Origin of the sequence: Oryzibacillus soli (assembly GCF_051594765.1) — a bacterium.
Classification (GTDB): domain Bacteria; phylum Bacillota; class Bacilli; order Paenibacillales; family NBRC-103111; genus Paenibacillus_AR.
The window spans coordinates 75,881-102,589 of the sequence record NZ_JBPPGJ010000021.1 but is presented as its reverse complement, the minus strand read 5'-3'; the positions used below and the strand labels follow the sequence as shown (position 1 = coordinate 102,589).

Here is a 26,709-nt window from a genome sequence, read left to right as displayed (position 1 = left end):
GAACTGGGGACAAATGCTACTACAGTTGTCCGTCTTTTTCCCGGATCGGGTCGGTCAACATTTACGGTAAGCAGGCCAAACTCCCCCTCCCGGGGGAGTTCCCTATAAATGAGTTTACACAAAATTATTGACAGACCCGTTCAAAACTGGGAACAAATGCTTCTGCAGCTTCCGGTCTTTTTCCCGGATCGGGTCGGTCAACATTTACGCTAGACAGGCCAACTCCCCCTCCCCGGGGGAGTTCCCTATAAATGAGTTTACACAAAATTCTTGACAGACCCCCCTTATACTTGGGCCCAATTATACGTGCGACAGTTCTTGCATAAACTAATCTCCTTCAAGGTATAATAGAGACTAGTATCACCAATTATGAAATAATAAATACCTTTATACGATTACTATTCCATTAATGTGAAAATGAGATGACCAACATTAAGTTGAGCACCTCACTTTTCTTTCTATTTAAGATATTTTTCGTCCTCTTGCTCTATAAAAATCTGGTTCACTTTTTTCGATGTCGAAACCATATATCCATCCTTTCATTTTAAAAACGTTCAGCATTTCTTCATTAATACGGTTCTTCTCGACTTTAGGTCGTTTTCCAACAAAAAGACTTAATATTTCGATTTTTTCCATCATTTTTAGACATGTGATCGTTTGATCTAGATCTAAAGCGAGTAAATGATTTAACAGCAATTCATCCTTTAGATTCATTGATATTTGATCTGATTTTAGTAAGTTACACAAAAGATTATAGGCTACTTCGTATTTTTGATCGATAATCCATTCAACATTTTCTAAAGAAATATGACTTATCATTGTTTTAATATTATTACTGAATCGTCCATAATTGTTGTATAAATAAGGAAATTCATGGATTTCAAGATTCCTCTCAAGAATGTTCAAAACGACATTTTCTGAGTATTGTTTATCTTTTAACGTGATGGGGTCAGATGTGAAACTAAGCAGTTTTATTTTATGTTCTTCTGATACATCATTCTGTTCTAAAATCACAATAAGTTCTCTTCTCTCAAAGTTTGATTCATTTATCACTTCGGTTGCATATGTACTCATGTTCTTTAAAATAAACAAAATAATATTCGTTGGATAATGCTCTCTTACAAATTCCAAATTTTGAGCATTCATTTCAATTATACCCTCTGAAATCAAATCTCTAATCTTCGACTCCGATAATCCTACAAAATCAAATTCTGTATAAGTCCAATCTAAGCATCGAATGAAATTATTATATCTCTCGTCACATACATCGTTACATTTCAAGATTTCCTCAAAGAAAGAATCACATTCGTCAGTACCATATTTCACACATAATTTTTCATAGTCAAGATCTAAGAAGCCTTCACTACTGTTGATGAAATTAATTAATACCTCATCTAGATTTTTAGAATGCGAATAATATTGAAGTATATTATAGACTGAATATTTAACTTTTTGTTGTTCTATGATGATTGGCCATAACTCCTTACTATCAACACAATGAAGACACTCTAATTGGACAACCAGATTTTTAATATATGCTATAATTTTTCCGTTATCAATCTCGGGATTATTTATTAATTCTAATGCAGCTTCTTCAGTATCTTCTATTTTTGAGTCACATATCTCAAGGATAATATCCATATATTTATTTATGCTTTTTCTAACGTATGTAGTAAGATGCTCATGCGGTTTAGTTAACACAAGAGTATAGTTTTTATGTTTAAAATCTTCATTATACGGAAGTCCGTATATTTGTTCTAAAATAAGTGAGATCATAAAATAATTTAATGAATATAGTTCAGCCTTATACATCTCTTCAAACAACAATCTGTTTGATCTTTCAAAATCAATTTGCTCAAACTTTACACTTAAAATTTTTAACTTCCCTATAATTTTGAGTATATCTGGGTTTCCAATGTTTAAAAAATCTTTCTTCGAAGAAATATATTTATTCAATAAGTGTTCATTATTATTTGAAAGAATAATAGCATCAGATGAATAATAGAAGGAATCAACGATATATTGATGTTTCAGAGTGTCAGAAAAATCTGTTCCATCAAGTATACCTTTAATGATATTGGGCCATGCATGATTAACTGTCTCGATAAATTCAGGTATTTCTTCCCCTCTACAATAGAACTGCGCAATAAAGTCAAATCTACTCTTGGTCGTGAGTTGAAGTATTATTCTATTTAAGAAGGGATTTCTTGTTTTTAATAAATGTCTTAATAGATTAAAATTTAGTATCTCTTCTTTATCAAAATCTGTTTCTACTAATCGTTGAAGCACATGTGCTGGATCCTTCAATTCATACGTAAATTCTTTTGCTGCTTCATCCGTAACGCTTCGTAAGAATATCTTATCCACTCTACTAATACTATTTTCATAAAAATATGTCATGTAATCAGGATAGGATTCATCAATGTAACCATAACGCAGTAAATATTTTATTAATAGTAAATAGGGGCTTGCTTTAACGTCATTGTATGAAGTGACTTCCCCTACTTCATTAATATGACTAACTCCGAATATCTCATTAATGTTGTCTTTGGTAATTAATTCACTCAATTTCCTATTTTTGAGTAGAGACATCTCAATCCTAACTTTAATAATCTCATTTTTTATTGTTTCAACTGAAATGGTTGTTTTTTTTTCAATTACACTTTTCCGTTCAAGATATTCAGGAATAGTGGTTAAATTATCGTACGTTTGTTGAAAAGCAAATTGTTGTTGTCCATGCGGACTTTGTTGGAATATATTATCTGGGTTTTCTTTCATAGCTTTTATTAACGCTGATCTTGTGGAAAAACTATTTTCTCTCCTGCCGTTTACAGAAATACCATATGGTCCAGTGATTAAGTAGATTGCGTCCAATTCATCCAAGTCGTTGCATAATTCATTGTTAATTGTTTCAATTTCTTTTTCCATTTCAAGAACGTTATCTTCCATCTTACTTAATCTTAAATTGATAATATAATCTTTATTCTGAAACAAACTAAAGACATAGCCTCTACCTAATTGTAATTCACTAAAATCACGAGGAAAAATATTTTTATAAGTTATAATCGCTAAGAGTTTATCGTTGCTTAACTCGGTGGACTGTATGCGTTCGTGATAGATAACGAATTCATTATATATATTTTTTAATATTCGCATATCGTCTATGTATAACGAAAGTCCTTGTAAAAAATGTTGGTCGAATTTTTTCAGTAATTCAGCTGACTTAAAATGACTTAAAAATTGATCATACGAATTAGATCCATCTACAACTGGAACTATCGGTATTATAAATTCAAAAAATTTAGTTCTATCTTTAGATACGAAAGTATCGTCACGAAGTAAATAAAAGAACCGGATAATTCTTTTGGATTTCTTATTAATTAGACAATTGATCTCACGAAGCTTTTCAAATATCTGATTATTATTAAATCTATCCATGTCTTCAAAAATAATCGCGTCTGCTTCTGCATTAATAAAAAGATATAGCACCTCATTGAGATATTTATCAAAGTATGATTCTTTCACTTCCTCAAATAATTCAATCTCACTTCCTTGAACCTTTAATTTCTTAAATATCAATTTGTTGTATCTTATCATCTTAATGACTTTTACCGTAAGATAAATTAAAGTAATAGTACAAATTATTCCACTTACGAAAACAACAACTTCATTTGTAGAAAAAGCTAACGTTTGTCTAAAGAAAGAGTCTGAGGAGCCCTGAACGAATTTTTTCCATGCGTTAAAGTTTAAAATAAATAAAAACAATATAAGAGAAATCACAAGTAAACATGCTGTGAAGATAATATTGGATTTTGAGATTGTTCTTTTTACTTTAAAATTAGTATTCGGGATTCTTTCCGGATCTATTTGGTGTATAAGTTGATTTAATATTTTCCCCTCCAATGTTGAATCTTGTATCTGTTTCTCTTTTGAAGTATCAGATTCGTCCTTTTTTTCAGTTGAATCAAAATGAGCTAGTGATATATTAAGAAATTTCTTCTTGGGATACTTTTCTTTATAAGATTCAATAACACTACTTTTTCCTGCGCTGTAGGGACCAGTTATAGCAATATTCTTAAGATCACTTTCATCAAATACAAAATTTATCGCCTCCTCATATATTTTCAAGTCGGCATTTCGTATTGGAGTAAGCTTTTGGAATTTGATTTTTTCTGTTTCCATAGTAAGATCCACCTTTTCATAACAATAACTTCGGCTTTCGACACAACCATTTCAGCTAACAATACAGTAAATATTCTCCATTGTGGTCACTGCTTCCTCTTTAGGACTCCGACTTATTTCAACATTATTGGCAAATAGAAAAAGAGCAAAAGTTATTGATAATCAACCTTCGCTCCTGTTTTTAATACATATGCAATTCTTTTTTGTATATTTATGCATTTCTCATAAATACTGAAATTCTATGCTCAAAAATTTTGCAACTAGAATTATGACAACACTCAAAAGAGCCAGGGCATCCGCCCTGGCTCTCTTCTTTTAGCTGCAGCGGCTATAGCCGCAGTTGGTGCAGTTCTTGCAGCCGTCCGAGTGGACGAGGCTGGCACTGCCGCAGCCCGGACAGATGTCCTTGGTCTGGGTCAGTTCGTTCAGCTCGTGATGGCTGTGGTCGTGGCCATCATGGTGGCTGTGGTCGTGCGCCGCGGGAGCGGCGGCTGGTACTGCAGCGGCGGTGACATAGGGGTCAGCCGCGTGGGCGTTGGCCTGCTGGTGCATCTCCAGCGACTTGGCCACGGCATCCGCGATGGATTCGACGCGGTTGGCGCCGAAGCCGATGGCGCCGGAGCCGCCGATGCCCTTCAGGTGCTTGATCAGGAGCGAGACCTTGTTGCCGTGGTCGCCGTAGCGGAGGAACAAGGAGCAGACGCGTCCCAGCGCCTCGGACATGGCGAATACGTCGGAGCCCGCCTTGCCTACGTTCAGGAAGATCTCGCTCGGAATGCCGTCCAGGTCATTGATGGTGATGTACGCCATGCCGAACGGGGTGTTGACTTTGTAGGTAGCGCCGCGGAGAACCTGTGGACGGCGCTTGTACTCTTTGTCGAAGACCGGCTCGGCCTTCTTCTCGGCATTCACGGACAGAGAGGAGCTGATGGCGTTCAGCGCCTGGCTCTCGTCGGCGGTGGCCTTCTCTTCCGCTGCTGCCGCCGGAGCTTCCTTCGGCTCCTCCTTCTTCTCGGTGGAGAGCACCTGAACGTCGCGGCTGCCGTCGCGGTAGATGGTAACGCCCTTGCAGCCCAGATCGAAGGCCAGCTCATACAGATCCTTGGTCTCTTCAATGGTGAAGTCGGACGGACAGTTGGCCGTCTTCGAGATGGAGCTGTCCACCCAACGCTGGATGGCCGCCTGCGCCCGGACATGATCCGTTGCAGACAGATCCATGGCGGTTACGAAGTGAGCAGGCAGCTCCTCGCCCGGGTGCTTATCCTTCCACTCCTGCGCGATCGGAACCAGCTGCTTGTCGAAGCCGAGACGGCTCTGACGGTAGTATTCGAAGGCGAAGTACGGCTCGATCCCCGTCGATGTGCCGACCATCGTACCGGTGCTTCCGGTCGGAGCCTGGGTGATGACGGTGACGTTGCGCATACCCTTCTTCTGAATGGCTGCGCCGACTTCCGGGAATTCGGCGACCATATTTTTCATAAAGCCGCTCTGCAGGAACTTCTCCTTGTCGAACTTCTTGAAGGAGCCCTTCTCACCGGCGACCTCTGCAGAGGCCAGATAGGCTTCCTTGGCCATAAATCCGTACAGCTTGTCCAGGAACACCAAGGATTCCGGGCTGCCGTACCGGATCTCCAGCTTGATCATCAGCTCGGCCAGACCCATGGAGCCTAAGCCGACGCGGCGCTCGTTCTGCTGGTTCTCTTGATTCTCTTCAAAATGATACGGCGTCTTGTCGATGACGTTGTCCAGGAACCGGGTGGAATAGCGGACGACACGGCCCAGCTCTTCCCAAGCCACATCATGCTTCTCCGCATCGTAGAACTTGGACAGGTTGACGGCGGACAGGTTGCATACGCCCCAAGCCGGCAGACCCTGCTCGCCGCACGGGTTGGTGCAGATAATCGGGTTGAAGTACCAGCTGTTGGACATCTGGTTATAATACTCCATGAACACGACGCCCGGCTCGGCGGATTTCCAAGCCGACTCGATGATGGTGTGCCATACGTCGCGGGCGCGGACGGTTTTGTACAACTTCACGGCCTTGCCCTTCGCCTTCCACTCGTCCAGGCTGCCGTTCCATACGGCATCGTACTCGGGATCGGAGGTGTCGGGGAAGATGAGCTCCCAGTCCAGGTCTTCCTTCACGGCCTTCATGAAGCCGTTGCTGACGCAGACGGACAGGTTGGCGTTGGTGATCTGGCCCATGGTCTGCTTGACGGTGATGAAGTCCAGAAGGTCCGGATGCCAGTCGTTGATCATGAGCATCAGCGCGCCGCGGCGGCTGCCGCCCTGCTCGATCAAGCCGGTGGTGTAGCTGAACAGTCCGCCCCAGGATACGGCACCGGAGGAGGAGCCGCTGACACCGCGGACCAGGGACCGGCGGGGACGCAGCGAAGACAGGTTGATGCCTACACCGCCGCCGCGGGACATGATCTCGGTCATCTCGGACAGGGTGGACATGATGCCGCCCCGGCTATCATGAGGAGAGGGAATGACATAGCAGTTAAACAGCGTCAGCTCGTCGCTGGCGTCTGCTCCCGCAGCGATCCGGCCGCCTGGAACCAGCTTCCAGTCGTCCAATATGTAGCGGAATTTCTCGGTCCATTCTTTCTTCTTCTCCGGGGTGGCTTCGACGGAGGCCATCGCTTTGGCCAAACGGTCCCACAGCTCTTCGGGTGTCTTCTCTTTGGTCAGCGTAAGCTTCTCGATGGAAGATTCCACCGTTTCGCCGCTGCGCAGCTTCACCGTTACATTCCGACCGTTCCGTGCGATGATCTCGCCGACTTCCTTGGCAGGGAATTTGGGGTCGTCCTTCGTCAGAACCAGTGCAAGGTCGCCCACCTTGGTATTATTGGTATCCGGATCTTTCATCGCATAACGGTCCAGAAAGATTTTCTCGCTTAAGCCCTCGAGTTTGGTTGTTTTCAGCTGCATTGTTTCCAAATCAACACCCTCCCGGCATATTCAAAAATTACCTGTCACTTCGACTTGACAACGACAAAAATCTTGTTCTCAAGGCACCTCTATTTTAGATGGAATTAACTAGATGTTGTGTGCGAAGTTCATTATACAACACTAGATATTGTGTATCTAATGATATGCGGACGAAATTCGGCGAATACCCCGGAACATGCCGGGATTCTCTCATTTTTTCTCGCTCTAGCTCTCTTTTTCAGCGGATGAAATCATGCAATTATTCGACAAATTACAACAATTCCGACCATTGACAAATGGCGCTCAAGATGCAATCTTATCCCTATGAAATCGTCTAGAATTGAGGGTTATAGAGAGACGAACACCAGGAGGTACGAAACCATGCGCATGTATCTGAAGCAGGACCGCATCATTCCCTTCGGGGAAGCCACGGTCGATCCCCAGGATCGGGGCTATTATTTCGGAGACGGCATCTACGAGGTATTCCGCCTATACGGGGGCCGCATCTTCGAGGGGGAAGCCCATATGGCCCGGCTGGTGCGGAGCGCCCGGGAGCTGCGGATCCCGCTCCCCTTCGAGCCGGAACGGATCGCCGGTCTATTGGAGGAGCTGCTGGCGGCGGAGCCCGTCGGCGACGGCACCTTGTATCTGCAGATCACGCGCGGAGCCGCTGCGCGGGCCCATGCTTTTCCACCCGAGGGCACCCCGTCCGTCATGACCGGCTATACGAACGCCATGGAACGTCCTCAGGAGAAGATGGAGCGCGGAATTCGGCTGGCGGCCGTACCGGATATCCGCTGGCTGCGCTGCGATATCAAGACTTTGAATCTGCTGGCGAACGTACTGGCCAAGCAGGAAGCGTCCGACAAGGGAGCGGACGAAGCCGTGCTGCACCGGGACGGTATCGTGACCGAGTGCAGCTCTTCCAACATTATGATCGTCAAGGACGGAATCATCCGGACCCACCCGGCCAACAACCTGATTCTGCATGGAATCACCCGTGCCGTGGTGCTGCAGTTGGCGGAAGAGAACGGCCTGCCGCTGGCGGAGGAGGCTTATACGCTCCATGACCTGCTGGAGGCCGAAGAGGTATTCATCACCGGAACCACAACGGAGGTCACGCCGGTGGTGATGGTGGACCGGACTCCGATTGCCGGCGGGACTCCAGGGCCGGTAACGCGTCGCCTTCAGCAGGCGTTCGCTGCGCGAATCGGACGATAACCGGCCAGGCCCATCCAGGGTCAGGCGGGACGGGCGACTGGGATGGTTATTGAGCAGGTTGAATCCAATCGGCTATTTTGTATCACATACAAACACCCGGGCCGGGAGCATGCAGCTCCCAATCCGGGTGTTTCTCATTCCTTCATTCATTTCCCAAAGAGGCGGCGGTTCTGTCCCCGGCTGCGTCTGCAACCAGAGCCTCCGCCTGCTCATTGTCGATCTCGGCCTGAATGTCCTTGTTCGGGATGGTTAGATTCTTGCCGCCGTTCAGCGGAACACCGTCGTGGCGAAGAGGTTCCTTGGAGCGCTCGGTCATGTGCTTCATCTCCTTCTGGGAGGCGCTGCTTCGATCAGTCGGTGCAGGACGCCGGCCCAACGGCTATTATGCGGAGTGAGGCTACCATTTTATGCGCCGGAGCCGTTCGATCCACAGCTCCTGCTGCTCCGGCCCGATCTCCCAGGTCCGGATCTCCTTCAGGATCCGTTCCAGATTCGTGTAGCCCTTGGCCAGCCCATTCAAGCGAGCGGCAAGGGTCGAATCCGTCAGCGCCTCCGGCTCCGAAGCTGACAGAAGCTCCGACAGCTGCTTCACGGCGTCCGGATAACGCTTCAGATAGTACTTCTGATGGCGCTCCTCCGCAGGATAGAACGACTGGATTAGAGAAATCTCCGTCTCCGGCCGCGGACGGCCCTCCCTATCCCGGAGCTCCAGCACCTCCCGGATGACCTCCAGCTGCTCCGCGCTATGATACAGCACCAGAGAGCGGTACTGACGGCCCTTGTAATCGTTGATGTTGTCCGGGTTATGGCCGGTCCAGAACACCTCAAGAATCCGCTCCAGGGGAAGCAGGGAAGGGTCATAGACCACCTCGACGGTCTCTGAATGATCCCCCATGTCCCGGTAGGTCGGGTGCGCCGTCGAACCCCCGGCATAACCCGTTCGTGTCCGGACAGTACCCGGCAGATGCCCGAAGAGGGCATCCGGACTCCAGAAGCATCCCATGCCCAGGACAACCGTTTCCGTCTTGTCCACCGTTATACCCGCCCCCTTCGTTCATACGACTCCATCAAGCCATCATTCCGACGTACCGGCGCAGAAAGGCCTTATCCCGCACCCGGATGAACGCACCAAGATAATCTGCCGGCCTGTCCTGCTCCAGCAGTGACACTGCTTCATGAGGCGCCACCCATAGAAGCCGGAAGCCTGCCTCCTTCTCCTCTTCCGTGAAGTCGGTGCCGGCGGCTTCTCCCACCATCCGTCCGAAGTAGCAGTAGGAAACTTGCAGCAGCCCGTGGGCGTTCCGGTATTCGATCGTCATCCCCAGTTCGCCGTCCACCGCAAGCTCCACGCCCGCTTCCTCCAGCACCTCGCGCCGCAGGGCGGCCGACAAGTCCTCGCCCTTCTCCACGCCGCCTCCCGGCAGCTTGTGGTAGCCCTTGGCCGTCACATGCAGCAGGGCGATTCTCCCCTGTCCATCCCGGACCACGGCCCGCGCCGCTTTGCGGAGACGATAAGCCTGCTCCCCCCCGTCCGGCCGCATCACCGGCTCCAACCCGACGCTGTGTTCCTCTAACTCAACCAGCAGTTCCATTCGTCTTCACTCTCCCGCATATCCGTCAGCGCCGGAGGTTCCACTCCTCCGTGCCGTACTTCTCCCGTACCAGACGGTCCGCCAGCTCCCGCTCCTCGCGGGTCAAGCCCTCTTCAACCAACCGGATCCCCAGACCTTCCTCCAGCCCAGCGGTAAAAGCCTTCTCCGCATCAGCCACCGATACGGCCTGCTTCCCTGCCCCCCTCAAGAGGGGGTTAATCGCGACGGCCTTACGCTCAAATGCGGCGGCCAACCGGTTCCGAGACTCCTCCGACCGGAATCGGAGCAGGCGGAAGAGCGCCTGCGTGTCCAGCTCCAGCAGGATGGACCCGTGCTGCAGCACCACGCCCTTCTGTCGGACCTGAGCGCTGCCCGCTACCTTGCGTCCCTCCACCACCAGCTCGTACCAGGACGGCGAATCGAAGCAGGCCGCCGATGCCGGCGCTCCTGCCAGCGCCTCCTTCTTATCACCGGAGAGCTCCGTCATCTCCGCATGGAGGCCCAACCGGACGAAGCCCAGACGGAGTCCCTCGCTCAAGACCCGGTACGCTTCCGTGACGGACCTCGGAATGCCCGGATACGATTCAGACACGACGATGCTGTAGGTCAGCTCCGCGTCGTGCAGCACCGCCCGTCCGCCTGTGGGACGGCGGACGAAGCCAATCCCCTGGCGGGAAACCTCCTCCACGTCCACCTCCTCTTCGGCCTTCTGGAAGTAGCCGATGCTGAGTGTGGCCGGTGCCCAGCCGTAGAAGCGGACCGTCGGGGGAACCCGCCCTTCGGAATGAAGGGTCAGGATGGCTTCGTCGACGGCCATATTTTCCGCTGGGGAGCATGCTCCGGACCGGATGAGCCGCCAAACCGGCGGTTCCGATCCCTCTTGTTGACCGATGTACATCGCGGTCACCTACCCTCCGTGTATGGAATAGTCCCATCATACTTCATTTTTCCACCCGAAAGAAAGCTTGTCCCCCACCCCGCCTTCCTCCTCCAGCAAAGCCTCTATGGTTATGAAAGACCAGCAAATGGATCATACTAGAGGATACGAGTCCGAACCTACCCAGGAGGTGCCGTCACATGAGCGCAACCGAGCCGCAGACCATCGTACGGAGTATTGCCAGCCATCTGGAGATGCATGTGGACCGGAGCTGGGTCGGAACCCTGCAGCAGCGGGCCGACCGCAACGGGCCGTGGGACGATTGGACCCTGTTCCAGCTGGCTTACGAAGCGGAGGATTCCCGAACCGTATCGAGCTTCGACGAGCTCCTGTGCCTGCGGCACATCCAGCATGTTGAGCCAATGGCCCATCAGCTGGACACCGCCAAGAAGGTGCTGACCGAGATGAGGGGGCGCGCCATCCTTGCCGACGAGGTAGGCTTGGGGAAAACCATCGAAGCCGGACTGATCCTGAAGGAATACATGGTCCGGGGACTGGTCAAGAAGGTGCTGATTCTGGTCCCTGCCTCCCTGGTGCTGCAATGGGTGCGGGAGCTGAACTCCAAGTTCGGCATCGCCGCAGCCGCCCAGAAGAAGGCGTACATGTGGGAGCAATGCGATGTGGTTGTGGCCTCCATGGACACCGCCAAACGGGATCCCCACCGGGATATCGTGCTGAATATGGAATACGACATGCTGATCATCGACGAGGCCCATAAGCTGAAGAACAAGAAGACCACCAACTACCAGTTCGTCAGCGAGCTTCGCAAAAAATATTGCCTCCTCTTAACCGCCACCCCCGTCCAGAACGATATGAAGGAGCTGTACAACCTGATCAACGTCCTGAAGCCCGGACAGCTGGGCGGCCAGGGCAGGTTCCAGTCTGCTTTCGTGCGGGGCAAGCGCACGCCCAAGAACGAGGACCAGCTCCAGGAGGAGCTGTCCAAGATCATGATCCGGAACCGGCGGAGCGACGGCGGGGTCGCTTTTACGAAGCGGAAGGTGAAGAATGTCATTCTCGAGCTGTCTCCCGAGGAGCTGCAGCTCTACCAGGGGGTGACCCACTTCGTCCGGGAACGCTACGAGGAGTCCCAGGGCGACCTGGCCAGCATCCTCTCTCTCGTAACCCTGCAGCGTGAGGTCTGCTCCAGCCGAGACGCCGTCTTCCTGACGCTCTTCAACATGTTCAAGAAGATGCCGGAGGATTCGCCCATGCGGTCGCGGGTCGGCGAGCTGGTCCAGCTCATCAAGAGCATCAAAGCCAATACCAAGGCCGAGAAAGCGATGGACCTGATCCGGGAGATCGGGGACAAGGTCATCATCTTCACCGAGTATCGGGCCTCCCAGGAATACCTGCTTCATTATCTGAAGGAGCATAAGATCTCTGCCGTGCCCTACCGGGGCGGCATGAACCGGGGCAAGAAGGATTGGATGATGGACCTGTTCAAGAGCCGGGCCCAGGTGCTGGTGGCCACCGAGGCCGGCGGCGAAGGGATCAATCTCCAGTTCTGCCACCATATGATCAACTTCGATCTGCCCTGGAACCCCATGCGGGTGGAGCAGCGGATCGGCCGGGTGCACCGGCTTGGTCAGACTCATGACGTCCAGATCTACAACATGTCTACGAAAAATACGATCGAGGAGCATATCCTGAATCTCCTCCACGAGAAGATCAATATGTTCGAGATGGTCATCGGCGGGCTCGACACGATTCTGGAGCGGATCGAGAAGCGGAGCACCTCCCTCGAATCCCGCATTCTGCGCATGGTCCTCGAATCCAGGGACGATGCGGATATGCGCAGCCGACTCGATGAGCTGGGCCGGGAATTCCATCACGTCCGCGAGGAAGTGGAGCACGAGGAAGAGGATGTCCTCGCCTCGGCCGCGATGGCCTCCCGCGCCATTGCCGGCATGGGCGGCGCCCAGGCGGAGGTGAGACCGTGAACCGGCAGACCATCGAGCGTTTTGTGATGAGGTACCTGGAGGCCACGGGCTGCCAGCTGGTGGAAAAAGGAGACGGCCACGTCACCGTGCGCCTCTCCCCCGAAGCCGACAAGGACCTGATGAACCGGTCCTACTATTGGAGCTTCGTGGAACGGACAGGCGCCGCTCCGGAGCCGATGCTCTTCAAGTTCGTCTTCGATCCCGAGGCGGTGCATGCCAAACCGAATGTCCCCGTCGGCATCCCGATCCGGCCGGCTGCAGCGGGAGTCGGCAGCCCGTCCGGCACTCCGGCCAGCGGGGCTGCAGCCGGCGGGCCTCCGACGGGCGGGCCACCGGCCGGCGCCGTTCCCGGCGGCGTCATGTCCGGCGGCGCCGCGAGTGCGCCAGCCGGGGACAGCATCCTCGGGCGCTACTTCGGCGTCGCGCCCGCCGCTCCGGTGGGACGTGTGCCGAGCGACGTCATGATGTTCGGCAGCCGCCGCCTGGACCAGCTGTTCGGTGTCGTGCAGAACCGGGGGAAGTTCGTCCGTCTGTTCGAGGAGCTGCGGCCGGCCGACCGGAACCCCTACGCTTCCATGGGCTACAGCACCTGGCTCTGCGTCAACCTGAAGGTGGAATTTATCTGCGATATGAAGCGCGACGAGCTTCATTCCTTCGGCATCCACCTGGGAACGGGGCAGATCGTCGAACGGTTCTTCGACCGGGTCCGGCGCAAGAGCATGAGTCCCCAGCTGCCATCCAACATTCATCTGGAGCCTGCTCCCATCCCCATTGGCGCGGCGGTGGAGATGGTGGAGAATTATCTGGAGCAGAAGATCAAGCGGTATGACCACCGCTGGTCCGAGGACGCCTGGAGGCGGCTGAAGGAGGAGTGGAGCCGGATCGATGATTATTTCGGCGAGCTGCTCCGGACCGTTGAGCCCGATAAGAAGCCGGAGGTGCTGGAGCAGTACAAGAGCCGGGAGCAGGAGATCGATTGGCAGTACCGTCCCCGCATCCACGTATCCGTCATCAACTGCGGATTCTTTCACCTGGCAGAGGGGCTCAGGACAGCGATAGACGCCAATCGATAAATGTTCTCAAAAAAAACGCAGCACCTACCATCACAAAGAAACAAACTTTTTGCTAGACTTCCGATACAATGAAACCAATCACCGCAACCACAACGGATGAGAAGGTGAAGGCATTTGAAATGGACTCTCCGGCTGTCCGTCATCGGCTTCTGCTCCGCAGCTATGCTGCTGGCTCCCGTGACGCTGACAGCTCTCGGCAACGAAACAACCGAAAGCGCTTCTTCCGCACCTGCCATCACGATCGCCGAAGGACCTGCCGCAACCTCCGCGCCCAAGCAGCCTGCGGCCGCGCCCAATCCCGGCACCGGTACCCACGCGGATACTCCGGCTCCCGCATCCGGACGCTCCGCTGCAGCTTCCTCCCCGCCGGAGACCGCGCAAACGGCTGCCCATGATCCCGCCATGGAGGAGCAGATCCGGCAGTGGGTCGCCTCCTTATCCAAGGAGAAGGGCTTCGAGACTTGGAGCCAAGCGAAGTGGGACGTCTACCCCTTGGGACCCGGAACCCATGGCTGGGTTGTGGTTCTCCGCTCCTCGGGCCAGGAGCTGGGCTATCTGGTGATCGCCTCCATGGAGGACGGCACCTACAAGCTGACGGAATACGGCACCGGCGAAACGCCCTTGTTCAGCATGGAGACGCTGTACCACAGCCTGGTGCAGCGGGGACTTATAGATGCATCCATGAAGTATTACACCTTCTTGAGCCAGCCCCCTTTGAAGCTGCAGCGCTGGTACGTCCCTCCTCTCCAAGCCGTGTGGCAGGTGGAGACCCAAGAGGGCAGCCGGTATTACGACGCCAAGACCGGCGAGGAGCTGCCCGATGTGACCGGGTGGCTGGAGCGCGAGAAGGAACTCTCCGGCTCCGGTCTCAAGGAGAGCGCTTCCTCTCCATCGGGAGGCATCGCCTCCTCGGCAGAATGGGAGGCGCATGATCCGTTCCTCCGGCCGACCTGGCTGAAAGGCAAGCCCATGGCCGCTCCCGCCTTCGACCGGCTTCAGTCGAAGCTGTCCGGGCCGGCGGCCGAGGTTACCTACTCCGGCAAGTGGTATGACGGGATCGCCTTGTATCCCTTGGCCGTCAGCGGGTACCATCTGTGGTCCGGAGGCGAGCCTTACGTCCGCCTGGAGCATAACGGGCCGCGATATGCCGCATTCCCGGACACGGTCCGGTTAGGCGGATATTATTCCCCTCCATCTTGATATTTCTCCTCTTCCTCCTATAGATGAAAAGCTGCGGACTCCGATGTCCGCATCGGCTCCCGCAGCTTTTCGGACTTCAGTCCGGCCGGTCCCTGTCCCAGGGATATGTGCCGGCTCTTTTTTTGCCGAAGATCAGCTTCAGTGATAAGGGAAGGAGCCCGAACCACCTGGAGGACCAGGGCTCCTCCCTCCTCTTGCTTCGTCGCTCCTGACGCATCTGCCGCCGGACCTCCCGCGGCGTATCGATGTAGGTCACGACCTGCTGGGTAATATACTTGACCAGATCATCGCTTTTGGCCATCTGCTTGTTCTCACGCTGCCTTTCCTCGCATCATCCTCTCTCTAGCATTTCCTGCTATCCGGTCCGCTAAACGCAAAGAAGGACCCGGAGCAAGCTCCTGCGAGCTGCCCCGGGTCCACCTATGCTTAGTTAGATCTGCTCCGGCGACTCCAGGCCGATCAGGCGAAGTCCGTTGCGGAGCGTAATTTGTACGGCTTTGACCAAAGCCAGACGGGCGTTGCGGACGGTCTCGTCCTCGACGCGGATCTTGCAGGCATGATAGAACCGGTTGAACGCTTGTGCCAGATCCACCAGGTAGCGGCTGACGATGGACGGCTCCAGCTTATTCATGGCCGATTGGATCCGTTCCCCGAACACGTACAGCTCCTTCAGCACCAGCTGGGCTTCCGCATTCTGAAGGTGCTCCGGATCGATCCGATCAAGCGAAGTTTCCAAGGCGATGCTGGAGGTGCCGTTCACCTGACGCAGAACGCTGCATGCCCGGGCGTGGGTGTACTGGACGTACGGGCCGGTCTCGCCTTCGAAGTTCAGCGCCTCCTCCCAGGAGAAGACCACGTCCTTGATCCGGTTGGTGGACAGATCGTTGAAGACGATGGCGCCGACGCCGACCTGACGGGCCACCTCTTCCTTGTTGGGCATGTCCGGGTTCTTCTCGTCGATAATCTCCCGGACACGGTCCACCGACTTGGTCAGGAGCTCCTCCAGCATAACCACGTTGCCCTTGCGGGTGGACAGCTTGGCGCCCTCCAGACTGACCTGTCCGAACGGCACATGGACCAGGTCCTTCGCCCAATCGTAGCCCATCAGCTCGATGATCTTGAACCATTGGTTGAAGTGCAGGCTCTGGGCCGCCCCCGTGACGTAGAGACACTTATCGAAATTGTAGGTGTTCTTCCGGTAGATGGCCGCCGCCACGTCGCGCGTATGGTAGAGGGTGGCTCCATCCTTCTTGATCATCAGGGCCGGAGGCATGTTGTAGTCCTCGAGCCGGACCAGCAGCGCCCCGTCGTCCTCGACCAAGAGCCCCTTGTCCTTCATCTCTTGGATGGGAGCGCCCATCTTGTCGTTGTAGAAGCTCTCGCCTGCATAGGTATCGAAGCGGACACCCAGCAGCTCGTAGATCTTATTGAATTCCTTCAGGCTGATGTCCACGAACCACTTCCAGAGCTCGGTCGCTTCGGCATCGCCCTGCTCCAGCTTCACGAACCAGGAGCGCGCTTCCTCTTCCATCTCCGGATTCTTCTCGGCGTCGTCGTGGAACTTCACGTACAGGCGCAGCAGCTCCAGAATGCCGCCCTCTTCCACGGCTTCCTTGTTGCCCTCATTCTTATAAGCGACGATCAGCTTGCCGAATTGGGTTCCCCAGTCGCCCAAGTGATTGACGCCGACGCATTGGTAGCCCAGGAAGCTGTGAATCTGATAGAGCGCGTTGCCGATCATGGTGGAGCGCAGATGACCCACATGGAACGGCTTGGCGATATTCGGCGAGGAGAAATCGATGACGATGGTCTTGCCTTCTCCCTGGCTGGAGGAGCCGTAGCGGTCTCCCGCGGACAGCACGGAACGCAGCACCTCGGAGGCGAAGGACTTCTTGTCCACGAATACGTTCAGATAACCCGATACGGATTCCACACGCTCGAAGGGAGCCGTTCCCTCCAGCTTGCTCTTGATCTCGTCGGCGATGGCTTGCGGAGCCTTGCGGAGGGCCTTGCTCAGCTTGAAGCAGGGCATGGAGAAGTCGCCCATCTCCGGATTCGGCGGGTACTCGATCAGGTCCTTGAGCGCGTCGGCCTCTACACCTTCCAGGAATGAAGCGATCGTGCGGGCCAGCTCGTCTTTGTAATTAATCATCATTACCTTCCTCTCACAGGGTCATATGCAATAAAGCACCCCTCGTCGGGGTGCTTGGGAGTGTTATGTAGATGGTGCGGTCGAGAGGACTCGAACCTCCACGGCTGTTACACCACTAGAACCTGAATCTAGCGCGTCTGCCAATTCCGCCACGACCGCACGTTTTGTGACAAAAAGTAATATACCACGGACAAATCATAAAGTCAAACTTTTTCTGGCCGGTATGAAGACAGACGGTCATACAACTTTTTATGCAAAGTATACTTTACAAAAACCGCAAAGCATACTATACTAAAAATGTAAAGCCAACTATACACGACCTCGCAAGGAGGGAGACATGAAAACCCGGATACAGGAGCTGCGCAAGAAGAACAAGATCTCCCAGGATGAGCTGGCCCAGGCCGTCGGCGTAACGCGGCAGACCATCACTTCCCTGGAGAATGAGAAGTATACGGCGTCCTTGGTGCTTGCCTACAAGATCGCCCGCTATTTTCAATTGACGATTGAGGACGTATTCGATTTCACCGATGTGGAGGAATGATAGATCATGGAAGCTTATCAACCCGCAGTAGCCAAACGACTGAAAAGCCTGATTTCCCTTAACGGCGCCTTCAGCCTGCTTCTCCTGCTGACCGCCATTTATGCCAACCGGTCCGTTGCCGGCCGCGCGGAGGATTTCGTCCAGGGCATGCAGATCGGCGTATTCCTCGGGATGGAAGTGGTGCTCCTCTATACCATCTCGAAGCTCCGCTCGGTCCTGAAAAGTCCGGAGGCGTTGAAGAAGATGTATATCGAGGAGAATGACGAGAGGAGCAAGCTGATCAAGCTGAAATCCGGAGCGGCAGGCTCTGCCATCACGCTCTACAGCCTGGCCTTCGGCGCCGTCATGAGCGGTTTCTTCGATTACCGGTTGTCCATCACCCTCTTCGGGGTGCTGGTGTTCGTCCTTGCGGTGTACGCCGGGACTACGCTCTATTACAAGCGTCTCTATTAAGAAGCGGTCCGATCGCCACCCGGGGGAGTCTGCTGCTCCCCCCGATGCTTATCAAGTCCTCGGTTCCGAATCCGGCTTGTAGCGGTACTCCCGCGGCAGCTTCAAGAGCTTGCGGTTCAGCTTCCGCAGCAGGACGGTTTCGCTGTCCCACGCCACGACCAGACCTCTAACGTCATTGGCCGGCTCCGCATCCCGCTCTACGCGGACTCGGATCCCCTCCTGCCGGTACCGGTCCAACTCCTCCTCCGTGATCATCCGGCGCACCTCCCTTCACGTATGGAACCCTTAGATCTATGTTACCCTATCTCCGTTGCAGATTTCCAATTAACCCTGCATCCCTCCGCGCGTACAAGGGCATCATAAGCAGGTTAGGAAGATCATTCCGGGAGGGTCTGCAGGATGAACAAGAGAACCTATTATATCTCCGTCGGAAGCGGAGATATCGTGCAGGAGAAGGAAGCCGCCAACTTCGAGTTCGAGATCGAAGCCACCGAAGAGGAACTCAACCGGCTGGAGGAGCTGTTCGAGGAGAAGGAGGAAGCGGACAACGGAAGCGCCCAGAGGGCCGTCACTCCTTACATCGAGTATCACAACGACGGAGAGAATGATGTCTATGACGCGCGTCTTCAGGACATCTACCGCTTGATCCACAAGCTGGGAACACCGGAGACGAAGGCCCACATTGAATCCATGAGCCTGAACGCGCCGGATTAACGCACTCGCTCACGATGGCGCGCAAAAAAGACCTGCAGCCGGCTGCGCCGCTACAGGTCTTCATTTATACGATGGGATAAGTCCGGGATTAACCGACAGTTTCGCGGGATTCAAACCAATAGTCCAGCACGCTGGCGGACATGACGCGCTTCGCAATGTATTCCGCCTGCTTCTCGGAGAACTGGGCCGTCCATTCAATCCGGTTCTCGTTGCACAGCTTCACGATGGTCAGAAGCTCCGACCAAGCGACGTAACGCTTATACCAGAAAAATTGAGGATGTTCAATCATATAGGGATACAGGTCGTCGAATTCGGTATGCTTGCAATCCAGGGCACGTTCAAAATGGTTCTTCGCTTCTTCCAGCTTCGTCAACAGGTATTCAGCCGTGATCATCATATCACCCATAGCAATGCCTCCTCTCTGTACCTTGTTAGACCCATTATAATCGAAAACCCCGGTCCCGGGAAGCCGAACAGGCCTTGAAAATGTTGCTTGCCCGGCCGTGCAGCCGCTCAGTCCGCGAAGGTCACTTCGCCGTTCTCGACGCCGGCAATCTTCACCAGCGAGTCCACTCGGACCCCGGCTTCGCGGAGGCTTCCGGCCCCGGGCTGGAAAGTCTTCTCCACGGCGACTCCCAGGCCGATCAGCTCGCACTCTGCCTGCTGGAGGATCCGGATGACTCCCTTGACCGCATCACCGTTGGCGATGATATCGTCGATGATCAGCACCCGGTCGCCGGGAGACAGAAGCTTCTTGGAGATCATGAGATCCGTTACGATTCCCTTGGTGAAGGAGGGTACCCGCTCGCAATAGGAGTCCGCATCCGTCGTCAGCGTCTTTTTGCGCCGGGCGAAGATCATAGGAACCTCTAGCCGGTATGCCACGGCGAATGCGATCGGGATGCCGGAGGACTCGATGGTCACTACCTTGGTGACGCCCTCTCCGCGGAACCGGCGGGCAAACTCTTCTCCCATCTCCATGATCATGGACGGCTCCACCTGATGGTTCAATATGGAGTCGAGCTGCAGCACATGCCCCGCTTGAACGCTGCCTTGACTCGTGATCGCCTGCTTTAAGCTTTCCATCTTCCATTACCCCCGTACGAAGCTACGGCCGGCCGTGCGCCCTGGTATCCGTGCTTGTCCTAATCTTCCGTTTACATTACCATAGCCGGGGAACCCAATTCAAGCGGAGAATGGGACATTTTTTGAAAAGGTGTGAAACTTTTGGGAGGTTTTTCCCGTCTAATATAGTATATAAGCCAGCATGCGTTCAAAAATAGGTCCTGCGGTTCCGAAACCGGGCCGGGAGATTCCCAATCGGCTTGATTTCTTCCCTAATGGTCCCATTTGGTTCCATACCGGCATTGTGAGAACCGGTCTGTTGTTGATATGATAGAAAAAGTTCTGTGAACGGATGCAGGATAACGAAAGGATCGATCCAATGATGAGGGAGAAACGACTTTACCGGTCGGCTGCCGGAATCCTGTTCCTGGCCGCCGCCTTGTCCGCTGCCGGATGCGCCGGTTCGGAGCCCTCCGCGGCCCCCCAATCTAGCACGCCCGCTTCGACTCCCGCCGCCGGTACCGAACCTGCGGCTGCCGCATCAACGGCTTCCCCGCCTCCTGCCCCATCCGTTACGAACACGGAGAAGCAAGCCAGTGCAGCCAACGCGGTCCAGCAAGCGGCAGCCAATGACCCCAAGGCACCTGCCGGAAGCCCCGGCAAGACCAAGAAAACCTTCGATTCCTATTCCGTCGAGAAGCCGCTTCTGATGGGCGTAGCCATCGGCGACTCCAAGGAAAAGACCGTACAGCTCCACGGCAACCCTTACGGCACTTATGTAATGGAGGACGGAGACGACCCCATTACGGTGGCGGAATACCTGGGCTTCTTGGTCGGATTCAATAAGAAGCAGCAGGCGGAGTTCGTGGAGATTACCGAGGACGATGTGGATCCGGGATTGAACGGTCTGCATCTCGGTCAGGAAATCGAGGCGGCCTATACCGCCCTGGGCAAGCCGGATGCGAATACAGATTATGTTCTAACCTACCGGACGAAGGAAACGGTCCTGAAGCTCGATGTAGACCCGAAGACCAAGTCCATCCAATCGATCAAGATGTTCCGGAGAACGGAATAGAACCTCATAGAAGCCGGTCCGGAAGCGAAAACCTTGATGAACAAGGCTTTCACTTCCGGACCGGCTTCTTCTTGATGGGCCAGGACCATATGCGGTTACCGGGATCCGGCCACCCGCTTGCGGCTCTTCACCATGAAGTAAGCCGTGCCCGCAGCCAGCACCGCGATGCCCAAGAGTCCATAGCCCATATAGCGGTGGATTTGCGGCATAACGGAATCGATATTTTGCCCGATGAAGTGTCCCAGTGAAATGAAGGTCGCCGACCAGAGAAGAGCACCGGTGCAGGCATAGATCAGGTAGCGCCAAAAGCCGACCCCGCTGATCCCCGCCAGGTAGCAGGTCAGATGCCGGACCCCCGGCACGAAGTAACCGAACGTAACGGTCCACAGCCCGAAGCGGTGAAACCAGCCCTCCGCCTTGTCCAGCCTCCGCGGAGTCAGCTTGACCCATTTGCCGTATTTACGGAGGAAGGGCTTGCCCACTTTATGACCGATATAATAGCTGATCAGCATGCCGGTCAAGGCACCGGCGAAGGCAACCGCCAACGCGGCGGGGTACGAGAACCACCCGATGGAGGTCAAATAACCCACGAAGGTCATCAGGATCTCATCCGGCACCGGAAGGCCGATTATCCCCACCGCCAACAAGCCGTACAATGCGGCGTACCCGTAATCCAGAATCCACTCCTTCAACATCTCCAGCACGTTGCACGCTCCATCCATCATGATCGTCTGCAGCCAAGCCGCGGAAAACCCGTCCCACGATCTTGTCATGCGGGTCCTCTCCCGTTCATACCCTTGTACTAACAGGTCGGACGAGAGGGGTCTTTGTTATCATGCGCAAAATAAGCCAAATCCTTCAGGTTGCTTTCACTTATATGGGAACCATCGTAGGGGCCGGCTTCGCCTCCGGGAAGGAGATCCTTCTCTTCTTCACCCGATACGGCTGGATGGCTACGGCAACCATCGCTGCCGCCACCGTGCTGTTCGTATGGCTCGGAACGAAGCTCATGAATGCCGCCCACGAGATCGGAGCCACCTCCTACGAGGATCTGAACAAGGAGCTCTTCGGAGAGCGGATGGGCAAGTGGATCAGCCTCGTCACGCTGGTTGTGCTGTTCGGCGTAACATCCGTCATGCTGGCGGGAGCCGGTTCCCTCTTCGCGGAGCACCTGGGCATTCCTTATCAGATCGGGCTGTTCATCACCCTGCTTCTGACCTACCTGCTTCTCCAGCGGGGGATGAATGCCATCCTGGCCGTCAACTCCATTGTGGTCCCGGTCATGCTCCTCTTCACCTTCGCCATCGTCTGGACCACCTTCCGTCTGCCGGGCGCCGGCAATTGGCTGGAATTGACCTCCCCCTATCCCTGGCATCGGGTATGGTTCGATTCCATCCTCTATACCGCTTACAACTTGGCGCTGGCCCAAGCCGTTCTCGTCCCGCTGGGCCGGACGGTCGAAGACCGCAAGATCCGGTTATGGGGCGGAGTACTGGGCGGAATCGGAATCGGCGTCCTGCTGCTGGCCTGCCATTATGCCCTGTCGGCCCGGATGCCCGGCATCACCGGCTATGAGATCCCCATGGGCCACCTGATCGGACCGTTGGGGCGGACCGTTCAGGGCTTGTACATCCTGGTCATCTTCGGGGAGATTCTGACCACTTTCTTGTCCAACGTATACGGCATCGCCCTTCAGCTGCAGGAGCGGACCGGACTGCATAACCGCCTGGTGATACCGGCCATTCTGGCCGGCTGCTATCTCGTCAGCCAGGCGGGCTTCGGCCAGCTTCTGGAGGTGCTATACCCCTCCATCGGCCTGGTGAGCCTGATTTGGCTCGTGATGGTGATGTGGCGCCGCGGCTCCCTTCCCCGCTAGCCGGAGCACGAGGAACAGGCGTGTCAGCAGGAAGAGCAGCCCCAGCAGACAGAAGATGAAGCCGCTAATCAAGTATCCGTAATGGTAATAGGGATATAAGTCCTTGTCCTTCATGACTCCCACCAGATCTGCCAGCAGGAAGACGAGACCGGCCAGAACCAGGAAGACAAGACCGAAGTCGAAGACCGTCCACTTCAAGAGCGCGGAGGCCACGAAGGAATTCCCGTCCAGGGGATCCTTCTTCTCTTGGCGCAGCTTCCAAACGAACCAAGCCGTATACACGGCGGCCCCGGTCACCAATAAGCCGATGACGGACGCAAATATAGCCAAAGCAGTATACATACACGATTCCCCTCCCGTTCATGCTAATAAGCCTGAGACAGCTTAGACACCAGCCACAGGACGGCGGCGAAAGCTGCAACCGGCAGAACCGCTGCCAGCACAAACACCGCATTTTCCGTCGGATACGGCAGAGCCCTCCATATGGAGGTCCAGATTCGGCCCGGCTCCTGATCTTCCATCCGCAACTCCCCGGACAAAGCGCCAGAGCCGCCTTCTTCGGCAGCCGGCTTGCCTGGTTCGGCTCCTGTCTGCCCCTGGATATGGATCTTTCCTTTTTTCCAGCCTACTTGATAGGTGATGTCGCGGTCGAAGCTTTTTTTGTCGGCGGTCGGCATGGCGTTCCCTCCCAAATGCATGTCTACCACTACTATACTATTCCAACGGTTCAAAAAAAAGCAATGCGTTCGGGTACAGCCCTCATATATAATATGGTGGAAGTTACAAGCCCGCGGAAGGGCGTGCCTGGGCGTTGCCCATTTCCTTACTGGAGGGATTCGGATATGTCAAAGGTTGCAGTCATTACGGGTGGCGGCCAAGGCATTGGCCGAGCGGCGGCGATCCGTTATGCGGAGGCGGGATATGCGGTGTCCATCTGCGACATCGACAAGGAAGCGGGGCAGGAGGTCATCCGGGAGATTCGGAATAAGGGCGGCCAGGCTCTGTTCCTCCGGGCCGACACCGGCGTGCCGGCAGAGCTGGAGCACTGGCTCCGTCTGACCCGCAGCGATCTGGGCTCCATCGACGTGCTGATCAACAATGCGGGCATCGGACGGAGCGCCCCGTTCCTCGAGCTGAAGCTGGAGGACTGGGACCGGGTGCTGGCCGTGAACCTTCGGGGAGCCTTCGCCGCCTCTCAATATGCGGCGCGGATCATGCGGGACCAGGGCACGGGCGGAGCCATCATCAATATCGCCTCGACCCGGGCCCTCATGTCGGAGGCGGGTACGGAAGCCTATTCCGCATCTAAGGGCGGAATTCTGGCGCTGACCCATGCGATGGCCATCAGCTTAGGCCCGTTCGGGATCCGGGTCAATGCCGTCAGTCCGGGCTGGATCGAGACCGGTGATTGGCAGCTGTCGTCCCGCTCCGTCACGCCCTACCACTCCGAGCAGGACCGTCTGCAGCATCCGGTCGGACGCGTCGGCGTGCCGGATGACATCGCCAAGGCGTGCCTGTACCTAAGCGGTCCGGATGCCGGCTTCATAACCGGCCAGAATCTGGTCATCGACGGGGGCATGACAGTGAAGATGATTTACGAGTAGAATGGAAGACAGAGAATCTCGGAGGGTTCCCTCGTCCGGCGTATGCCGCCACGGATGCGGGAACCTTCCGCATGAAACGGATAAGGAGTGCAAACATCATGTGGTTGGCATACGCAGCGGGAGCAGCCTGCTGCTTCGGGTTAAGAGGCATCCTGTACCAATGGACCTCCAAGCAGCCCGCGGATCGGAACGTATTGTTGTTCGGCGTCTATCTCTGCGGGGCGCTGGTCGCCCTGCTGTTGAACGGAGGCTGGGGACAAGCCTGGACCGCCGGAGCCGCTATGGGACTGGCTATGGGGGTCTTCTCCTATATCTCCAACTCAGCGATGCACAAAGGCTTCTCCGTTGGGAAAGCCTCGATCGTAGCCCTGCTATCCGGGCTGCCCCCGCTGGTGGTGGTGCTGGTGGCTTTCGTCCTGTGGGGCGAGAAGCTGAATCCGGCGCAGCTCTCGGCATTCGCCGTCATTATGGGCGGAGGTCTGCTCATCAAGAGCTCCGGAGGACTGTCCCTGCAGGATTGGAAAGGCGCCCAATGGGGACTCTTGGCCATGTTCACGTTTGCGCTGACGGACCTGTCCAGCAAGCAGGCCACACTGTGGGGAGGCGAAACGCTGCCGACGGTGGCGGTCATGTATCTGACGGGCAGCGTGCTGTTCGGCTTCGCCGCCTTGCGCAGCTCTGCAGCTGCGAAGAAGCTGGTCAAGGCCGGTACAGCGAGGACAGAGACTGCTGCGGCCGCTCAGGAGGCGGTGCCGATGCAGACCGCTGCGGACCGGGCTGCTCCGGAGGCGGCTGCGGCCGCCGCTTCCCGCTGGAGCGCCGGCAAGACGGTGCTCGTGGGAATGCTGGTGGGCTTGACGAACGTATCCGGCATGGTTCTGATCCTGCCGGCCTTCAAGCTGGGCGTGACCGGGCTGGTGTCAGCCATCATCGCGCTGAACGTGCTTCTCATCCTGCTCTACGCCCGCTTCTTCCTGAAGGAGCGCTTCAAGCCCAAGGAGCTGGCCGGCATGGCCTTGGCTCTGGGCGGCGTATTGGTGCTCCGGCTGTTCGGTTAAATCTAGTGGCAGCAAAAAGGTGGTGACCGGGGATTTCCCGGTTCACCACCTTTTTTCATCTGCTGCGGTTCAGCCAAGCACGCACGGCGAAGCGGGGCAGCACCAGCTGGCGTCTCCACCGGGACGGCTGCCTCATGAGCCGGTACAGCCATTCCAGATGAATCTTCTGCCAGAAGACCGGAGCCCGCTTCACCTTGCCGGCCACCACGTCCAGGCTTCCGCCGACGCCCATAGCCAGGCGGGTCTTCAGCTGCGGCTTGTGCTGATAGATCCAGCGCTCCGCCTTGGGAACGCCTAGCGCGACGAGCAGGATGTCCGGATCGGCGGCTTCTATATCCGCCACGATGCGGGGCTCCTCCTCGGGCTTGAAGAAGCCATGCTGGCGGCCCGCAATGGTTACGCCGGGGTACCGCTCCAAGATGGTGGCCGCCGCTTTCTCGTTGGTCTCCGGATCGGCGCCCAGAAGGTAGAAGGACCACCCCTTCTTGCCGCCCAATTCCAAGAGGCTGATCATCAGATCGAAGCCGGTCACCCGCTCCGGCAGCCGGTTCCCGTTCCAGCCGGAAGCAATGACAATGCCGATGCCGTCGGCGGTCAGATGCCCGGCTTCATCGACGATGGAGCGGAGCTCCCGGTCCTCGCCGCAGGCCATGACGATCTCCGGGTTGACGGTCACCACGTGGAACACCCGGTCCTCATCACGGTCGATCACATCCGTCAACAGATCGACGGTTTCCTTCAAGGTCAGCTTGGGGAAGGGAATCCCCAATACGTTTACCGTTTCATACGACATTCTTACGTTCCTCCTACACCCATTGGCTGTGCCTGTCCATAGCCTCCATTGTACCAAATTCCGGCCGGCTTCGGAATGATTGGTTATAATTAAGGATTCCATTAGCGGATGGCAGCCGTTGGCGTATACTAAGGAACAGGACAACCGACGGACCGGGGTCCCCTATTAGCCGAAAGGATGATGTTGAATGTACAAGAGCATTGTTGGAGGGGCCACAACCGCCGCAGGCGTCCGCGGCCATAAGCAGCACGGCTTAGGCTGACAACCGGACTCCTGCGGGTGGCGCTGATTAGGAA

26 protein-coding genes and 1 tRNA gene are annotated in these 26,709 nt (G+C 54.6%); 11 read left to right on the top strand and 16 right to left on the bottom strand.

The annotated features are described in order from the left end of the window. Nucleotides 1-462: 462 nt before the first annotated feature. Both ACSEXW_RS23775 and ACSEXW_RS23770 read right to left on the bottom strand, forming a co-directional pair. Nucleotides 463-4,182: a YobI family P-loop NTPase gene (locus ACSEXW_RS23775; protein WP_438448671.1), complete on the bottom strand. Its 3,720-nt coding sequence runs from the start codon at nt 4,180-4,182 to the stop codon at nt 463-465. A gap of 315 nt (nt 4,183-4,497) precedes the next feature. Then, nucleotides 4,498-7,116, bottom strand: coding sequence for an adenosylcobalamin-dependent ribonucleoside-diphosphate reductase (locus ACSEXW_RS23770; RefSeq protein ID WP_438448678.1), 2,619 nt, complete (start codon nt 7,114-7,116; stop codon nt 4,498-4,500). Nucleotides 7,117-7,497: 381 nt separating this feature from the next. On the opposite strand from ACSEXW_RS23770, the gene dat reads away from it, so the two are divergent. Further along, nucleotides 7,498-8,337: a D-amino-acid transaminase gene (dat, locus tag ACSEXW_RS23765; protein WP_438448670.1), complete on the top strand. Its 840-nt coding sequence runs from the start codon at nt 7,498-7,500 to the stop codon at nt 8,335-8,337. Nucleotides 8,338-8,479: 142 nt separating this feature from the next. On the opposite strand, the gene ACSEXW_RS23760 is transcribed toward dat, so the two are convergent. From ACSEXW_RS23760 to ACSEXW_RS23745, 4 genes are all read right to left on the bottom strand, one after another. Continuing rightward, on the bottom strand, nt 8,480-8,653 hold the full coding sequence (locus ACSEXW_RS23760; protein WP_438448669.1) for a hypothetical protein: 174 nt from the start codon (nt 8,651-8,653) through the stop codon (nt 8,480-8,482). A gap of 81 nt (nt 8,654-8,734) precedes the next feature. Continuing rightward, a complete protein-coding gene (locus ACSEXW_RS23755) occupies nt 8,735-9,370 on the bottom strand; it encodes a peptide-methionine (S)-S-oxide reductase MsrA (RefSeq protein WP_438448668.1) in 636 nt (211 codons plus the stop codon). 34 nt (nt 9,371-9,404) lie between these two features. Then, nucleotides 9,405-9,929 carry an NUDIX hydrolase gene (locus ACSEXW_RS23750; protein WP_438448667.1) on the bottom strand — a complete coding sequence of 175 codons (525 nt, stop codon included), beginning with the start codon at nt 9,927-9,929 and terminating at the stop codon, nt 9,405-9,407. A 25-nt stretch (nt 9,930-9,954) separates the two neighbouring features. Continuing rightward, nucleotides 9,955-10,827, bottom strand: a complete 873-nt coding sequence (locus ACSEXW_RS23745; protein ID WP_438448666.1) for a lipoate--protein ligase family protein — start codon at nt 10,825-10,827, stop codon at nt 9,955-9,957. A gap of 179 nt (nt 10,828-11,006) precedes the next feature. On the opposite strand from ACSEXW_RS23745, the gene ACSEXW_RS23740 reads away from it, so the two are divergent. The 3 genes from ACSEXW_RS23740 (at nt 11,007) to ACSEXW_RS23730 (ending at nt 15,082) form a co-directional block, all read left to right on the top strand. Then, entirely contained in the window at nt 11,007-12,809 is a 1,803-nt protein-coding gene (locus ACSEXW_RS23740; protein ID WP_438448665.1) for a DEAD/DEAH box helicase, read from the top strand. Next, entirely contained in the window at nt 12,806-13,882 is a 1,077-nt protein-coding gene (locus ACSEXW_RS23735; protein WP_438448664.1) for a YqhG family protein, read from the top strand. The genes ACSEXW_RS23740 and ACSEXW_RS23735 overlap by 4 nt, the downstream gene beginning before the upstream one ends. Nucleotides 13,883-13,996: 114 nt before the next feature. Beyond that, entirely contained in the window at nt 13,997-15,082 is a 1,086-nt protein-coding gene (locus ACSEXW_RS23730) for a hypothetical protein (protein ID WP_438448663.1), read from the top strand. A gap of 76 nt (nt 15,083-15,158) precedes the next feature. Here ACSEXW_RS23730 and ACSEXW_RS23725 read toward each other — a convergent pair whose 3' ends face one another. From ACSEXW_RS23725 to ACSEXW_RS23715, 3 genes are all read right to left on the bottom strand, one after another. Then, a complete protein-coding gene (locus ACSEXW_RS23725) occupies nt 15,159-15,383 on the bottom strand; it encodes a YqzE family protein (protein ID WP_438448662.1) in 225 nt (74 codons plus the stop codon). Nucleotides 15,384-15,512: 129 nt separating this feature from the next. Further along, complete coding sequence (gene argS / locus ACSEXW_RS23720) at nt 15,513-17,231, bottom strand: arginine--tRNA ligase (protein WP_438448677.1); 1,719 nt, start codon at nt 17,229-17,231, stop codon at nt 15,513-15,515. Nucleotides 17,232-17,306: 75 nt separating this feature from the next. Next, nucleotides 17,307-17,393, bottom strand: a tRNA-Leu gene (locus ACSEXW_RS23715). A gap of 178 nt (nt 17,394-17,571) precedes the next feature. Here ACSEXW_RS23715 and ACSEXW_RS23710 point away from each other — a divergent pair. Together ACSEXW_RS23710 and ACSEXW_RS23705 are read left to right on the top strand one after the other, a co-directional pair. Beyond that, complete coding sequence (locus ACSEXW_RS23710) at nt 17,572-17,775, top strand: helix-turn-helix transcriptional regulator (RefSeq protein ID WP_438448661.1); 204 nt, start codon at nt 17,572-17,574, stop codon at nt 17,773-17,775. A gap of 6 nt (nt 17,776-17,781) precedes the next feature. Further along, complete coding sequence (locus ACSEXW_RS23705; RefSeq protein ID WP_438448660.1) at nt 17,782-18,228, top strand: hypothetical protein; 447 nt, start codon at nt 17,782-17,784, stop codon at nt 18,226-18,228. Between the two features lie 51 nt (nt 18,229-18,279). Here ACSEXW_RS23705 and ACSEXW_RS23700 read toward each other — a convergent pair whose 3' ends face one another. After that, nucleotides 18,280-18,483 (bottom strand): hypothetical protein, encoded by a 204-nt coding sequence (locus ACSEXW_RS23700; protein WP_438448659.1) that lies wholly within the window; start codon nt 18,481-18,483, stop codon nt 18,280-18,282. Between the two features lie 144 nt (nt 18,484-18,627). On the opposite strand from ACSEXW_RS23700, the gene ACSEXW_RS23695 reads away from it, so the two are divergent. Then, complete coding sequence (locus ACSEXW_RS23695) at nt 18,628-18,942, top strand: hypothetical protein (RefSeq protein ID WP_438448658.1); 315 nt, start codon at nt 18,628-18,630, stop codon at nt 18,940-18,942. An 88-nt stretch (nt 18,943-19,030) separates the two neighbouring features. On the opposite strand, the gene ACSEXW_RS23690 is transcribed toward ACSEXW_RS23695, so the two are convergent. After that, nucleotides 19,031-19,348, bottom strand: coding sequence for a hypothetical protein (locus ACSEXW_RS23690; RefSeq protein ID WP_438448657.1), 318 nt, complete (start codon nt 19,346-19,348; stop codon nt 19,031-19,033). Nucleotides 19,349-19,455: 107 nt separating this feature from the next. Further along, nucleotides 19,456-20,028: a xanthine phosphoribosyltransferase gene (locus ACSEXW_RS23685; protein ID WP_438448656.1), complete on the bottom strand. Its 573-nt coding sequence runs from the start codon at nt 20,026-20,028 to the stop codon at nt 19,456-19,458. A gap of 358 nt (nt 20,029-20,386) precedes the next feature. On the opposite strand from ACSEXW_RS23685, the gene ACSEXW_RS23680 reads away from it, so the two are divergent. Then, nucleotides 20,387-21,082 carry a hypothetical protein gene (locus ACSEXW_RS23680; RefSeq protein WP_438448655.1) on the top strand — a complete coding sequence of 232 codons (696 nt, stop codon included), beginning with the start codon at nt 20,387-20,389 and terminating at the stop codon, nt 21,080-21,082. A 95-nt stretch (nt 21,083-21,177) separates the two neighbouring features. Here ACSEXW_RS23680 and ACSEXW_RS23675 read toward each other — a convergent pair whose 3' ends face one another. Continuing rightward, complete coding sequence (locus ACSEXW_RS23675) at nt 21,178-21,855, bottom strand: DedA family protein (protein WP_438448654.1); 678 nt, start codon at nt 21,853-21,855, stop codon at nt 21,178-21,180. 62 nt (nt 21,856-21,917) lie between these two features. Between ACSEXW_RS23675 and ACSEXW_RS23670 the strand changes: the two genes are divergently transcribed. Beyond that, nucleotides 21,918-22,958 (top strand): YkvI family membrane protein, encoded by a 1,041-nt coding sequence (locus ACSEXW_RS23670; RefSeq protein WP_438448653.1) that lies wholly within the window; start codon nt 21,918-21,920, stop codon nt 22,956-22,958. On the opposite strand, the gene ACSEXW_RS23665 is transcribed toward ACSEXW_RS23670, so the two are convergent. Then, nucleotides 22,881-23,300 carry a hypothetical protein gene (locus ACSEXW_RS23665; RefSeq protein WP_438448652.1) on the bottom strand — a complete coding sequence of 140 codons (420 nt, stop codon included), beginning with the start codon at nt 23,298-23,300 and terminating at the stop codon, nt 22,881-22,883. The genes ACSEXW_RS23670 and ACSEXW_RS23665 overlap by 78 nt on opposite strands. A gap of 23 nt (nt 23,301-23,323) precedes the next feature. Continuing rightward, nucleotides 23,324-23,635, bottom strand: a complete 312-nt coding sequence (locus tag ACSEXW_RS23660) for a hypothetical protein (protein WP_438448651.1) — start codon at nt 23,633-23,635, stop codon at nt 23,324-23,326. 165 nt (nt 23,636-23,800) lie between these two features. Here ACSEXW_RS23660 and ACSEXW_RS23655 point away from each other — a divergent pair, with 165 nt between their 5' ends. Both ACSEXW_RS23655 and ACSEXW_RS23650 read left to right on the top strand, forming a co-directional pair. Beyond that, nucleotides 23,801-24,562, top strand: coding sequence for an SDR family NAD(P)-dependent oxidoreductase (locus ACSEXW_RS23655; RefSeq protein WP_438448650.1), 762 nt, complete (start codon nt 23,801-23,803; stop codon nt 24,560-24,562). Nucleotides 24,563-24,660: 98 nt separating this feature from the next. Next, nucleotides 24,661-25,620, top strand: coding sequence for an EamA family transporter (locus ACSEXW_RS23650; RefSeq protein ID WP_438448649.1), 960 nt, complete (start codon nt 24,661-24,663; stop codon nt 25,618-25,620). A gap of 55 nt (nt 25,621-25,675) precedes the next feature. Here ACSEXW_RS23650 and ACSEXW_RS23645 read toward each other — a convergent pair whose 3' ends face one another. Next, entirely contained in the window at nt 25,676-26,413 is a 738-nt protein-coding gene (locus ACSEXW_RS23645) for a WecB/TagA/CpsF family glycosyltransferase (protein ID WP_438448648.1), read from the bottom strand. Nucleotides 26,414-26,709 lie beyond the last annotated feature (296 nt).

What these genes read in the sequence shown, in the direction of transcription:
- ACSEXW_RS23700 (WP_438448659.1), bottom strand. Translation starts at nt 18,483, where the DNA reads ATGATCACGGAGGAGGAGTTGGACCGGTACCGGCAGGAGGGGATCCGA.
- ACSEXW_RS23690 (WP_438448657.1), bottom strand. Translation starts at nt 19,348, where the DNA reads ATGGGTGATATGATGATCACGGCTGAATACCTGTTGACGAAGCTGGAA.
- dat (WP_438448670.1), top strand. Translation starts at nt 7,498, where the DNA reads ATGCGCATGTATCTGAAGCAGGACCGCATCATTCCCTTCGGGGAAGCC.
- ACSEXW_RS23685 (WP_438448656.1), bottom strand. Translation starts at nt 20,028, where the DNA reads ATGGAAAGCTTAAAGCAGGCGATCACGAGTCAAGGCAGCGTTCAAGCG.
- ACSEXW_RS23705 (WP_438448660.1), top strand. Translation starts at nt 17,782, where the DNA reads ATGGAAGCTTATCAACCCGCAGTAGCCAAACGACTGAAAAGCCTGATT.
- ACSEXW_RS23670 (WP_438448653.1), top strand. Translation starts at nt 21,918, where the DNA reads ATGCGCAAAATAAGCCAAATCCTTCAGGTTGCTTTCACTTATATGGGA.
- ACSEXW_RS23740 (WP_438448665.1), top strand. Translation starts at nt 11,007, where the DNA reads ATGAGCGCAACCGAGCCGCAGACCATCGTACGGAGTATTGCCAGCCAT.
- ACSEXW_RS23645 (WP_438448648.1), bottom strand. Translation starts at nt 26,413, where the DNA reads ATGTCGTATGAAACGGTAAACGTATTGGGGATTCCCTTCCCCAAGCTG.
- ACSEXW_RS23665 (WP_438448652.1), bottom strand. Translation starts at nt 23,300, where the DNA reads ATGTATACTGCTTTGGCTATATTTGCGTCCGTCATCGGCTTATTGGTG.
- ACSEXW_RS23750 (WP_438448667.1), bottom strand. Translation starts at nt 9,929, where the DNA reads ATGGAACTGCTGGTTGAGTTAGAGGAACACAGCGTCGGGTTGGAGCCG.
- ACSEXW_RS23675 (WP_438448654.1), bottom strand. Translation starts at nt 21,855, where the DNA reads ATGACAAGATCGTGGGACGGGTTTTCCGCGGCTTGGCTGCAGACGATC.
- ACSEXW_RS23650 (WP_438448649.1), top strand. Translation starts at nt 24,661, where the DNA reads ATGTGGTTGGCATACGCAGCGGGAGCAGCCTGCTGCTTCGGGTTAAGA.
- ACSEXW_RS23775 (WP_438448671.1), bottom strand. Translation starts at nt 4,182, where the DNA reads ATGGAAACAGAAAAAATCAAATTCCAAAAGCTTACTCCAATACGAAAT.
- ACSEXW_RS23695 (WP_438448658.1), top strand. Translation starts at nt 18,628, where the DNA reads ATGAACAAGAGAACCTATTATATCTCCGTCGGAAGCGGAGATATCGTG.
- ACSEXW_RS23710 (WP_438448661.1), top strand. Translation starts at nt 17,572, where the DNA reads ATGAAAACCCGGATACAGGAGCTGCGCAAGAAGAACAAGATCTCCCAG.
- ACSEXW_RS23745 (WP_438448666.1), bottom strand. Translation starts at nt 10,827, where the DNA reads ATGTACATCGGTCAACAAGAGGGATCGGAACCGCCGGTTTGGCGGCTC.
- ACSEXW_RS23770 (WP_438448678.1), bottom strand. Translation starts at nt 7,116, where the DNA reads ATGCAGCTGAAAACAACCAAACTCGAGGGCTTAAGCGAGAAAATCTTT.
- ACSEXW_RS23655 (WP_438448650.1), top strand. Translation starts at nt 23,801, where the DNA reads ATGTCAAAGGTTGCAGTCATTACGGGTGGCGGCCAAGGCATTGGCCGA.
- ACSEXW_RS23660 (WP_438448651.1), bottom strand. Translation starts at nt 23,635, where the DNA reads ATGCCGACCGCCGACAAAAAAAGCTTCGACCGCGACATCACCTATCAA.
- ACSEXW_RS23680 (WP_438448655.1), top strand. Translation starts at nt 20,387, where the DNA reads ATGATGAGGGAGAAACGACTTTACCGGTCGGCTGCCGGAATCCTGTTC.
- ACSEXW_RS23725 (WP_438448662.1), bottom strand. Translation starts at nt 15,383, where the DNA reads ATGGCCAAAAGCGATGATCTGGTCAAGTATATTACCCAGCAGGTCGTG.
- ACSEXW_RS23760 (WP_438448669.1), bottom strand. Translation starts at nt 8,653, where the DNA reads ATGACCGAGCGCTCCAAGGAACCTCTTCGCCACGACGGTGTTCCGCTG.